Source organism: Pseudenhygromyxa sp. WMMC2535, assembly GCF_011083025.2.
In genome coordinates this window covers 1,109,636-1,121,559 of record NZ_JABJWV010000001.1, presented here as the reverse complement: position 1 = coordinate 1,121,559, position 11,924 = coordinate 1,109,636, and the positions used below count along the sequence as shown (strand labels likewise).

At 73.7% G+C, this 11,924-nt stretch carries 7 protein-coding genes; 5 read left to right on the top strand and 2 right to left on the bottom strand.

The window, feature by feature from the left end; translation table 11 throughout:
- Nucleotides 1-93: 93 nt before the first annotated feature.
- Together G6O69_RS04115 and G6O69_RS04110 are read right to left on the bottom strand one after the other, a co-directional pair.
- Nucleotides 94-2,463: a glycosyltransferase family 39 protein gene (locus tag G6O69_RS04115; protein WP_172302225.1), complete on the bottom strand. Its 2,370-nt coding sequence runs from the start codon at nucleotides 2,461-2,463 to the stop codon at nucleotides 94-96.
- Nucleotides 2,460-4,229, bottom strand: a complete 1,770-nt coding sequence (locus G6O69_RS04110) for a hypothetical protein (protein WP_172302224.1) — start codon at nucleotides 4,227-4,229, stop codon at nucleotides 2,460-2,462. The genes G6O69_RS04115 and G6O69_RS04110 overlap by 4 nt, the downstream gene beginning before the upstream one ends.
- A gap of 58 nt (nucleotides 4,230-4,287) precedes the next feature.
- Here G6O69_RS04110 and G6O69_RS04105 point away from each other — a divergent pair, with 58 nt between their 5' ends.
- The 5 genes from G6O69_RS04105 to G6O69_RS04085 are packed head-to-tail and all read left to right on the top strand — an operon-like array spanning nucleotide 4,288 to nucleotide 11,923.
- On the top strand, nucleotides 4,288-5,391 hold the full coding sequence (locus tag G6O69_RS04105) for a glycosyltransferase family 2 protein (RefSeq protein WP_172302223.1): 1,104 nt from the start codon (nucleotides 4,288-4,290) through the stop codon (nucleotides 5,389-5,391).
- Nucleotides 5,388-6,002, top strand: a complete 615-nt coding sequence (locus G6O69_RS04100) for a class I SAM-dependent methyltransferase (protein WP_172302222.1) — start codon at nucleotides 5,388-5,390, stop codon at nucleotides 6,000-6,002. The genes G6O69_RS04105 and G6O69_RS04100 overlap by 4 nt, the downstream gene beginning before the upstream one ends.
- Nucleotides 5,986-9,012, top strand: coding sequence for a hypothetical protein (locus G6O69_RS04095; protein ID WP_172302221.1), 3,027 nt, complete (start codon nucleotides 5,986-5,988; stop codon nucleotides 9,010-9,012). Before G6O69_RS04100 ends, G6O69_RS04095 begins: the two co-directional genes overlap by 17 nt.
- The gene (locus tag G6O69_RS04090; RefSeq protein ID WP_172302220.1) at nucleotides 9,009-9,989 is read left to right on the top strand and encodes a hypothetical protein; all 981 of its coding nucleotides are present in this window, start codon (nucleotides 9,009-9,011) and stop codon (nucleotides 9,987-9,989) included. Before G6O69_RS04095 ends, G6O69_RS04090 begins: the two co-directional genes overlap by 4 nt.
- Nucleotides 9,986-11,923, top strand: coding sequence for a phospholipid carrier-dependent glycosyltransferase (locus tag G6O69_RS04085; protein WP_172302219.1), 1,938 nt, complete (start codon nucleotides 9,986-9,988; stop codon nucleotides 11,921-11,923). Before G6O69_RS04090 ends, G6O69_RS04085 begins: the two co-directional genes overlap by 4 nt.
- Nucleotide 11,924 lies beyond the last annotated feature (1 nt).

Genomic DNA, 11,924 nt, shown 5'->3' with positions numbered 1-11,924 from the left:
ATGATGTGAAACTTCATAATGTCTATATGCTTTGGGTGATTCGATTTGAAAGTATGGTGAATCTCCGTCTGTCCAGTTGGTGTCTCGACGCGCTCACTCGGGGGCTGTCGACCATAGCCACAGGTCATCGGCCAGGATGCCCGCCTCGGCGCTGGCGTCGATCAGCACCAGGCGGACCCGGGCCCCGGCGCGCTCGGGGGGGACTCGCCAGCGCACGGGCTCGAGGCCGGCGCCGGTGTCGGGGACGGGCAGCTCGGTGAGCACGGCTTCGCCCTCGTCGACGAAGACCAGGCGGGCGGCGAGGCCCTTGGTGGTCCCGACGCTGCCCAGGAGCAGCTCGAGGGCGCCGCCTTCGGGCAGGCTGAAGACCGGGGAGCGGACCTCACCGCGCAGAGAGGTCGGGGACTCGCGGTTGCGGCCGCGCACGCTCGAGAGCAGGCGGGCGCCGCCGTGGGGGCCAAAGGGGGGCAGGCCGGGCTCGAAGGTGCGCGCGGCGTTGCGGCCAAAGGCAGCTCCTTCGCCGAGCTCGAAGCCCTCGAGGCGTCCAGACTCGAAGTCGGCGATCACCTCGACGCCCTCGGGGACCTCGCGGGGGGCCTGGCGAACCAAGAGCAGCTGCTCGCCGCGCCAGGGCGTGACCATGCCGGCCTCGGACATCCAGCCGCTCATGGGGCGGACTCGGTCCTCGCCGCGCAGGCGCAGGTCGACGCTCCACCCGCGCGAGAGCTGGCCGCGCAGCCAGGGGGGCACGCCGCCGTCGATCCACAGGGCCGAGAAGCGCCCGGCGGCGAGATCCTCGCGCAGGGCGTCGAGCAGGATCCGGCGCTGCTCGGGGGAGACGTCGTTGATGCCCATGGCGCCGACGTGCCCGCGGCCACCGGCGAGGATCGGCCACCAGGCCCGGTGCAGGGCGAGCAGCTCGCCGCCGCGCTCGCTCGGGGTGCGCTCGATGGTCTCGCGCAGGCGAGCGGCGGCCTGGCGGCGGGCGGAGCCGGGGAGGGTGCGGCGGGGGTCTTGCCAGGCGTAGCTGTCCGCGAGGCCCTCGCTCAGCCCGCGATCTTGGATCGGCTGGTAGATCGGCTCGACGGCGAGGGCGAAGATCAGCTGGGCGGCGATCAGCGTGAGGCCGGCGAGCTCGAGCACGCGCCGCGGGGCCTGGAGCCCGGGGTAGGCCGGCTGGGTGGCGTCGGGGACGGCCACGCCGAGGAGCGCGGCGCCGAAGCAGACCCCGGGGATGAAGGCGTTGGGCTCGGCGAACTGGGTGGCGTAGCCGAGGGCGCTGACGACCAGGGCGGCGAGGGCCAAGCTGGCCCAGTAGAGGTGGCCTCGGCAGGCGCGCAGGCCCAGCCACAGGGCGCCGAGGCGGGCGCGGAGCGGCCCGTGGACGCTGCGGCGCTCGCCGATCACCCGCCTGGCTTGGCGGACGCGTCGCAAGACCACGCCCACGCCGGCGCCCGCGAGGGCCACGCTCAGCGCGGCCAGGAAGGGCGCCGCGTGCAGGAACATGCCCCAGGTCTTGCGACGGAAGCGCTCGGCGTTGAAGGCGTGGCTCTGGTGGGTCTCGTAGATCCACGTCCACAGCCAGCCCTCGGTCAGCCACTGGCCGAGCAGCACGCCGCCGCCGGCGACCAAGGCGATGGTCCCGGCGTAGGCCCAGACCTGGCGGGGCGCGACGAGCAGGCCGACGAGGCCGCTGGCGAGCACGAACACGAAGGCCGTCTGCTTGGTCCAAAAGGCGGCCGCGACGAGCAGGCCGGCGAGCACGGCCCGGCGCCAGCCGAGCTTGCCGGGGCGCTCGCTGTGGCGCAGCAAGGCGAGGCCCCAGGTCAGCAGGGCCAAGAAGAGCGCGTCGCCGCGGGCGACGTCGAGCCAGCGGAAGCTGAACACGTAGCCGGCGAGGAACAGGCCCACGGCCATGGCCGCGTGGCTGCGCGGCTTGTGCTCGCGGCGGACCAGCCACCACAGCGCCGCGCAGGTCGCGAATACGGCGAGGATCGAGACGCCGCGGCCGAGGGCGTAGTCGAGGGGGAAGACGCGGCCGAGGACGCTGAGCAGGTAGGGGTAGAGCGGGGTGTAGAGGAAGGGGACGAAGTCGGGGCTCGGCGGGCCGTAGACCGGCAGGCCCTGCTGCACGCGCCACGCCTGCTGCAAGCTCCCGCCCTCCATCCACTCGAGCTCGAGGGGGAAGCTCACCCGGGCGGCGAACACGAAGACGATGACCGCGGCCCACAGAGCCGAGAGCCCGGCGACGAGGCGGCGCATCCAGGTGATCGCCCTCGTCGCGGGCAAGCGGGGCGAGGGCGGGCCGGCGTCGCGGGTGCCGGAGGTCTGTTTCGCGGTCGGGAGGTCCTGAGGGTGCTCGGTGTGATCAGGGGACTCGGTCGCGCCGGCGCTCGGGAAGGCGATGACCTCGGCGCCCTCGGGTTGCGACGCCTCGGGCGTGGACTCGTGGCGCTCGCTCACGGCGCGTCTCCTCGCTCGGGGTCGAGGTCCTCGAAGCGATCCCGCGGCCGCAGGCAGCAGTAGTAGCGGCTCGTGTCGTCTGCGCTGGGATCGGCGTGAGGGTCGAGGTGGCGCGGGGGGATCGGCCCGGTCGACACGCAGGCCCAGGCCCAGCCCGGGCCGGCCCGCCGCCGGGCGTCGCGGGAGGTCGGGGCGAGGGCGGCCTCCCAGCCGATGTGGCACATCAAGTCGGGCTCGCGGCCGAGCATGTAGGCGAGCGGGGCGTAGAGCTGGTGTCCCGGCCGGGCGCGGCGATCCACCAGCGGCTCGGCGGCCCCGAGCACGCCGGGGTCGACCAGGCCGTAGGCGTCGTAGGCCGGCAGCCGCGAGGCGTAGGGCAGGGCCCCGGCGGCGCCGACGGTGATCCAGGTGTCGGGCGGGACGCGCTCGGCGAGCTCCTCTCCGGCGGCCAGGCGCACGGCGGCGAAGCGGTCCATGGCGCGGACGCCCTCGAAGCCCGGGGTGTCAGGGGTCGGCCGGCCGTCGTCGCCGTAGGTGAGGTGGAGGTGGGCGTGGTCGCGGTCTTCGGCGACGCGGGCGGGGACGCGGGCGAGCTGGTAGCCGAGGCCGAGGGCCGCGGGGGCGGCCCAGACCAGCGCGGCCAGCCACGCGCGCCCCGGCCAGCGCCGCGCGAGCTCGTCGTGGGTCTCGGCGAGCAGCCAGCCGACGAGCAGCGCGAGCAGGGCCGTGGCCGGGAGCAAGAAGCGGCCGTAGGCCATGAAGTCGCCGCCCACGGACCAGGCGTAGGCCACGACCGCGGCGCAGGGGGCCAGGAGCACGAGGTGGCGCGGGCGCAGCAGCACCACCAGCGGCACGAGGGTGGGCAGGCGCAGGCGGTCGACCCAAAAGCGCAGGTAGCCAAGGCCCCAGCGCTCGCGCAGCAGCGCGCCGTGCTGCTTGACGGCCCAGGTGTTGGGCAGCCACTGGCCGTAGTAGAGCCGACGAAACAAGGCGTGCCCGCCGATCAGCGCCGCGAAGATCCCCAGGGCCACGGCCAGGCGCTTCCACGGCAGCGCGGCGAGCTCGAGGGCGCCGCGCGTTCGCCAGCGTCGGACCGCCGCGACGCCCAGCCAGCCCAGGCCGAAGCAGGCGATCCAGCTCAGGGCGTCGGGCCTGGTCAGCCCGGCCAGGGCCGCGAAGATCGCCGCGAGCTCGATCCGCGCGTCGAGCCACGCCCAGATCGCCGCCAGGCCCAGGGCCAGGGCGAAGCTGGTCTCGAGGCCGCCGCTGCCCCAGACCACGAACTCGGGCACGGCGGCGAGCAGCGCGGGGGCGAGGAGGTCGAGGGGCTGGAGGTCGCGCCACGAGCTCGGCGCGCGCTCGGGCTTGGCGTGCTCGAGGGGCGCGAGGTGTCGGCGCAGCTGCGCGCCGATCAGCGCGATCAGGGCGAGGCTCGCGAGGCCCGCCGCGCCCGTGAGCAGGGGCGCGAGGCGATCGGGCGCCAGGCCCAAGCCGGCGCCCGCTGCCAGGATCAGCACCCACAAAAAATTGGTGTAGCCCTCGACGCGCTCGAGGGGGTCGAGGTTGTAGACCAGCGCCCCGTGCTCGCCGAGGTTTTGGGCGTAGCGGAAGCTGATGAAGGCGTCGTCGCAGGCGAAGGTCCACGCGCGCAGGTGGACCAGGTAGCCCAGGCCGATCAGCGCCGCGATCACCACGGTCAGCGACGCCGGCGCGCGCCCCTTCGCCTGTCCCGGGGTCAGGGCCCCCTGCGCCTCGCGCTCTCCCATCTGCGGCGTGCATGGTAGCCGCCAAGGGCGGTCATGGTAAAAGCGCGTGCTGCACCCGATGCGTTCGCCTCCCCCCAGCACGGCGCCCTCGCCCCCCAAGCTGATCATCCAGATCCCCTGCCTCGACGAGCGCGAGCACCTGCCGGGGACCTTCTCGGATCTGCCCCGGGCGATCCCCGGCGTGGGCGAGATCGAGGTGCTGATCATCGATGACGGCAGCCGCGACGGGACCAGCGAGGTCGCCGCCGAGCTCGGCGTGCACCACATCGTCCGCTTCCCCCACAACCGCGGCCTGGCGGCGGCGCACATGGCCGGCCTCGACGCCTGCCTGCGCCTGGGCGCGGACCTGGTCGTCAACACCGACGCGGACAATCAATACCGCGGCTCGGACATCGCCCGGCTGCTCGCGCCGGTGCTCGCCGGGGCCGCCGACATCACGGTGGGCGACCGCCAGACCGACAAGATCGCCCACTTCTCGTGGATCAAGCGCGTGCTCCAGCGCTGGGGCTCGGCCCTGGTCCGCCGGGCCTCGGGCACGCCGGTGACCGACTCGACCTCGGGCTTTCGGGCCATGAACCGCAAGGCCGTGTCGACCCTCTTCGTCCACAACCGCTTCACCTACACGCTCGAGACGCTGATCCAGGCCGGCAAGGCCGGGCTCGTGGTCGAGAACGTGACCATCGAGACCAACCCCAAGACCCGCGAGTCGCGGCTGTTCTCGTCGATCCCCGAGTACCTGCGCCGCAACGGCCCGGTGATCTTCCGCGCCTACGCGATGTACTGGCCGGTCCAGACCTTCGGCTTCTTGGCGCTGCTCCTCGTGCTCCTGGGCCTCGGCCTCGGCGGGCGCTTTTTGTACTTCTATCTGCTCCAGCCCGACATCTCGGGGCATATCCAGAGCCTCCAGGTCGGCGTGGGCGCGGTGGTGCTCGGCTTCGTGGTCGGGCTGATGGCGCTGCTGGGGGATCTGCTGGCGACCAACCGCCGGCTCAACGAAGAGCTGCTCGCGCGGGTGCGCCGGCTCGACGCGGAGCTGGCCATGGATCGCCGCGGGCGCGGCGAGGCGGTCGAGGGCGTGCTGTCCACGGGGGCGCCGAGCTGGCTGCCCGAGCCCGAGCCCGAGCCCGAGCCGAAGTCACAACCCGAGGGGAACCCAACATGAGCGCAGCCAAGGGCAACGTCGTCGGCAATTTCGAGGACAAGTACGCGTCCAAAAACCCGCTCGCGCGCATGCTGGTCCACGGCTTCCTCGACGCGGTGACCGAGCTGCTGGTCCTCGCCCAGCCCGGGGGCAAGACGATCCTCGAGGTCGGCTGCGGCGAGGGCAAGCTCGCCGATCACCTGGTCCGCAACGTGCCCGAGCCCGCGCGCTACCTGGCCACGGATCTCAGCTTGGAGCGCCTCGTGCCCAATTTGGATCCGCGGGTCGAGACCGGCCGGGCGTCGGTCCACTCGCTGCCCTTCGCCACCGACAGCTTCGACATCGTGGTCTGCTGCGAGGTCCTCGAGCACGTCGACGACCCCGGCGGCGGCCTGGCCGAGCTCGCGCGGGTGGCCCGGGAGCGGGTGCTGATCTCCACGCCCTGGGAGCCCACGTGGCGGCTGATGAACATGGCCCGGGGCAAGTACCTGCGCTCGCTCGGCAACACGCCGGGCCACGTCCAGCACTTCACGCGTCGCGAGCTCGAGCAGCTGGCGGCGCGCTGGCTGGGGATCCACGCCGTGCGCAGGCCCTTGCCGTGGACGGTGATCTTGGGTGAGCCGATTGACTGAGCCGCCCGCGGGCGCGCGCAGCAGGGCGCTGGCGTGGCTGATCCGGGTGGCGCCGGCGGTGGTGGTGATCCTGGTCGCCGCGGCCGTGCTCTGGCCGGTGCCGGCCGGGCGCATGCCGCTGTCGGCGGACCACACCGTCCACCTCACGCGGATCGTGCTCACCGGGCGACGCCTGGTCGAGCAAGGCGCGCTCTCGGGCTGGGAGCCGACTTGGTTTTTTGGCTTCCCCCTCGGCGAGCTCTACCCGCAGCTGGGCGACCTGCTGATCCTGGGCATCCGCGCCCTGAGCCTGGGCAACCTCGAGTGGTCGCAGGCCTACGCCCTGGGCTTCTTCGTGGTCTTCGCGCTCCAGGGCCTGGCGCTCCTGCGCGTGGGGCGGCTCTTTGGTCTCGGCCCGTGGCCGGGGCTGATCGCGGCGCTGCTGGTCCTGGTCGACCCCGGCTTCACCCGCGAGGGCGGCTGGCTGTACACGGTCTACTTCGGGGTCTGGCCGCAGGCGCTGGCGACGAGCCTGGCGTGGCTGGGCCTCGGCGAGATGGCGCGGGCGCTGGGCGTGCGGAGCTCGGCGACGCTCGTCGACGCCGCGGGTCCCGAGCCGAAGTCCGAATCCGGGTCCGGGTCCGGGTTCGGGTCCGATGGCGACGACGCGGCCAGGCGGGCCACGCTGTGGGCCGGGCTGTGCTTCGCCGCCGCGCTCTTGGCCCACCCCATCGCTCTGCCGACCCTGGGCATCGGCGGGTTGATCTTGGTGGCCACCGTGGTCCCGCGCGGGCCCACGCCCTGGCGCGTCGCCCTGGCGCGCTGCCTGGTCGGGGGGGCCATCGGCGCGCTGGCGGCCGCGTGGTGGTGGCTGCCGATGCTCCAGCACCGGGCGTGGATGGCCAGCTATGGCTGGTTGCACGCCTCCCTGGACGCGATGCTGCGCTGGGCGTCGCGCGACGGGGCGCTGGCGCAGCGCATGCCGGCGGCGGTCGGCTACCTGGCGATGCTCGGGCTCGTGCTCGCGGCGCTGGGGCTGACGGGCGCGGGCGCGGGCGGGGGCGCGGGTAGGGGAGAGGGCGAGGGGAGGGGAGAAGGGTCGGGTGCGGGTGTTCGGCGGGCGCCGGGTCGGGCCGGGGTAGAGCAGGTCGCGGGGCGAGCCATGGCGACGCGAGGAGGCGCGAGCTTCGCTCGCTTCGTGGCCCTCTTCGCCCTCGCGCAGTGGCTGCTCGCGAGCAGCGACGTGTTTTGGCTGCTGCGCCTGGATCGCCTCAGCGAGGGCTTCACCCACATCCAGTGGCAGCGCTTCTTGATCGGCGCCAAGCCAGGGCTGTTTTTGTGCGCCGGCCTGGCCGTGGTCGCGCCGGCGGCCTGGGCCAGGCGGCTGGTGCTCCGGGCGCGCGCGGCTGGTGGGGCAGACAAACACGCGGGCGGCCTGCGCTGGGCGTGGACCCTGGCCGCCCTCGCGCCCACCTTCGCAACCCTGGCCGCGGCCGCGTGGCTGCTCGACGACTCGAAGGCGGCGATGCGCGAGCACGAGGTCGGCGCGGTGCAGATCGAGCGCATCCCTGGCGAGCCCCAGGCCGAGCGCGACTATCGTGAGTTCCTCGCCTGGGCCGGCGGGCGCTGGGAGGCGCGCGAGGGCGACTATCGCCTGGCCGTCCGGGCCGCGCGCAACAGCCACTGGTTCATGGACGCGCCGGTGTGGACGTCCACGCCGCAGTACAAGCTCGGCTTCACCCCCGGGGACAACTTCGTGCACAAGCCCGAGTCCGGGCGCCGCGAGGTCCTCGACGCCCTGGGCGTGCGCTGGATGGTCAGCCGCGAGCGAGGCTCCCGGGCGCGCCCCGGGGAGGTCGCGCGCTTCGGCTCGATCGTGGTCCGCGAGCGCCAAGGCGCGCGGCCCTGGCCGCTGGTCGAGGTGGTCGAGGGCGGGCGCGTCGAGCTGCTCGCGGCCGACCTGCGCGCGGGCGTGGTTCGAGCGCGCCTCGAGGCCGCGCCGGGCGAGGACCTCGCGGGTCGCCAGCTTCGCTTTGCGATCGCGGGCTACCCCCGCTGGCAGCTTGTCGTCGACGGTCGCCCGCTCGAGTGGGTCGAGGTCCCCGTGCACGGCGACGCGGCGCCGGCGACCCAGGCCGCGCGCCGGGCCGGGCAGCTGCGCGGCGGAAAGGCCGAGGGAGACGACGGCAGCGAGCCCACCTTGATCGCCGCGACCTTGCCCGAGTCCACGGGCGCTGGCCCCGTCGAGGTCGAGCTGCGCTACCGAGGCCGCGGCGCCCTCGACCTCGCCGCGCAGCTGTGCTCGCTGTTGACCGTGGTGTTGGTGTGGATCTCCCTGAGCCAGGGGCCGGGGGGGGGGAGCGGGGCGGAGAGTGGAGCAGAGAGCGGGACGGAGAGCCGCTGGCTCGAGCGCCTGCGCGCCGTGCCGGGGCGGCTGCGCCGACTCCTGGGTCGCGCGGAGGCGGGCCTCGCCAGGGCGCTGCACCCGATCGTCGTCGGGGCGCTGCTCGTCTCGCTGCTCGCCCTCGCCGGGCAGCGCTGGTGGAGCGCCGCGCAGCGCGAGGCCGACACCCTGCTGGGCTGGGTCTCGTCCGGCGTCGTCAGCGTGAACGAGCGCGCGACGCCTGGTCCGGTCAAGACCGACATGCTGATCCGCCCGGCCGTGCTGCTGCGCCCGCGCCCGGATCGGCCGGCGCGCGTCGAGCTCGAGCTGCCGGCCATGCCCGCGCGCCTCGAGGGCTGGCTGGGCCTCGACGACGATCAGGCCCAGCAGCGCGGGAGCTGGGCGCGCCACGAGCTGCGCGTGGAGGTCCGCGCCCTCGGCGACGCTGGGTCCGCGGACGAAAGCTGGAGTACGCTGCGGCACATGTCGGTGGCTCACGAGCCCCAACAGGTCCCCTTCGTGATCGAGGCCGGCGCCTTCGCGGGCCAGCCCGTGCGCCTGCGGATCATCGACGAGGTCCGAGGCGAGCGCGTGCCTCGACTGGGCATCGAGCTCGAGCTCGGGCAAGCGCACGAGGTGGCCCCATGAGCGAAGACCCGCGCGGCTCCGCCGTGCCGCGGCCGGTGAAGCGCGAGCCCTCGATGCTCTTTCGGATCCTGCGCCCGAACAGCGCGGTGATCCTGCTCGGCCTGGTCTTTGGCCTGGCCGTCGTCGAGCTGCTCGCGTCCTTCCTGGCCTACGACGAGAGCATCGACGACGCGGACTGGCGGGGCGTCGACGCCAAGCTCACCGGTCACGAGGACGAGCCGCTGCTCGTGGCCTCCGACTGGCTGGGCGCGCGGGCGAGGATGGAGCTGCCCCACGCCCGCAGCCCCGCGATGATCGGCGCGCCGGATCTGCGCGGCGAGGCCCGCTTTTGGCTGCTGACCCACGCCCGCGAGCGCCCCTGGGGCGAGGGCCTGCGCGCCGAGCTCGAGGACCTGCCCGAGCCCGAGCTGGTCGCGGTGCACAGCTTTGGCGAGCTGGTGCTGCGCGAGTACGTGCTCGCGGACGCGGCCAGCGAGCGCCTGTCCATGCTCGACGCCCTCGCCGAGGCCGAGGTCTCCTCGGACGCGGGCGCCTGCCGGGGCACCGGTGACGCCTGGCGCTGTAAGGAGGGCCGGCTGAGCCGGCGCCTGGTCGAGATCGACTACCACCCGCGGGACTGCCTGGCCGTCGAACTCGGCGGCGGGGCCCAGGCGCGCGTCGACCTCGGCCGCGTCGAGCTCGGGGATCGCCTGCGCGGGCACGTGGGCTTTGGCGACTTCAACGCGCGCCTGCGCAGTGACCCCGTGGGCATGGTCGAGGTCTGGATCGACGGCGCCGCGGCGGCGCGCTGGCTGTTCACCGATGACCAGGGCTGGGCGGCCTTCGCCCTGGAGACGCCGCCCGGCGAGCACGCGCTCGAGCTGCGCCTGAGCACCAGCGTGCTCGGGACGTGGCAGGCCGCGGGCTACGAGGGCCAGCCCAACGACGTGTTCTGCGTCGAGGCGCGCAGCCTGCTCGAGGAGGCCGAGCCGTCATGAGCGAGGCCGAGACCAAGACCGAGGCCAAGGCCAAGGCGAGCTCACGACCAACGCTGTTCGCCCGGCTGCGCGAGCTGCTCGCGGCGCCCTGGCTGCTCGCCTTCTTGCTCGCGCTGCTCACGATCTCGAGCCTGCTCGCCAACGAGCAGGGCGTGGGCTACGTGCGCGACGAGGGCGTGTACTTCGAGGCCTCCCGGCGCTACGCGGCGTGGGTGGCGGAGGGCGAGGCCGGTCAGGGCGAGGCGGGAGAGGAGCGCGAGGCCCGGGCGGCCCGCCGCGACCGCTACTTTGGCTTCAACCACGAGCACCCCGCGCTGATGAAGCTCGCTGCCGGGGTCTCGGCGCGGCTCTTTGCCAAGCCCCCGGATCCGGCTTACGTCGAGGCGGCCGAGGCACGGCTCGCGCGGATCAAAAACCCGACAAAGCGGGCCTTCGAGCGCGAGGTCGCGGCCCTCGAGGGCGGGTGGATGCCGCGGCTGCGCGAGGGCGCGGCCATGCGTCTGCCGGCCGCGCTGCTCATGGGCCTGACCGTGGCCCTGCTCTTCCTCACCGGCCGGCGCCTCGGCGGCGGGGTGCTCGGCGGGGTGCTCGCGGCCGGCTGGATGGTGCTCCTACCGCGGGTGCAATTCCACGCCAGCTTGCACTGCTTCGACGTGCCGATCGCGGCGCTGACCTTGATCATGGCGCTGGCCTGGCTGCGCTCGCTGGCCGACTGGCGCTGGGGCCTGGCCCTCGGTCCGCTCCTGGGCGTGGCCATCGCGGTCAAGCACAACGCGCTCTTCTTGGGCCCGCTCTTCGCCCTGCACCTGTGGCTGTGCCTGGGCCTGCGCTGGTACCAGGAGGGCGAGCGCCCGCGCGCGGCCCAGCTCTTCCCGCTGCCGCTGGTCAGCATGGCGGTGCTCGGCCCGCTGGTCGCCGTGGCCCTGTGGCCGTGGCTGTGGACCGACACCTTCGCGCGGATCACCGAGTACTTCGCCTTCCACAGCGAGCACAGCTACTACAACATGGAGTTTTGGGGTCGGAACTACAACCGCCCCCCGCTGCCCATGGCCTACCCCGCGGTCATGACCTGGGCCACGGTGCCCAGCGTGCTGCTGCTGCTCTCGGGCCTCGGCGTGCTCTTGGCGATGCGGACGCTGCGGAGCCCCGCGGCCCTCGGCGCGCTCGGCTGGATCTGGGATGGAGATGGGGATGGAGATGGGGATGGAGATGGGGATGGAGATGGGGATGGAGATGGGGGAGGGAAGGGCTCGGCGCCGCGGGCTCGCTGGCGCGCGCCCCTGCCGGCCTTCGACGGCCGCGAGGAGCCGCTGCTCTACGTGCTCCTGGCCGCCTTCCCGCTGGTGCTGATCACCCTGCCCGGGATCCCGATCTTCGGCGGGACCAAGCACTGGCTGACGGCCTACCCCTTCTTGGCCATGCTCGCGGCCATGGCCTGGGGGCGGCTGTGGATGCGCGCCGACGGGCTGCTCGTGCGCTGGCCGTGGCTGCTGCGCTACGGCCCCGTGGTCGTGCTCGTCGCCACCCTCGCCCCGAGCACCTGGGCGTCGATCAACGGCCACCCCTTCAACCTCTCGCAGTACGCCCCGCTCGCCGGGGGCCCGCGCGGGGCCGCGGAGCTCGGGCTCAACCGCGGGTTTTGGGGTCACGCCCTGGTCCCGCTGCTCCGCGACGAAGATATCGGCCCCGGGCCGATCTACGTCCACGACGTCCACGCCCTCGCCGTCGAGCAGTACCGCCGCGAGGGTCGGTGGCCCGAGAGTTGGGCGCTGCAAAATCGCGGGCGCGCCGAGCTCGGGCTCTACTTCCCCGAGCTGCACATGCGCAGCGACGAGATCGCCTTGTGGGAGCGCATGGGCACGACCGCGCCGACGATGATGCTGACCCTCGACGGGGTCCCCGTGGCGCTCGTCTACCGGCGGCCGCAGCCCTGAG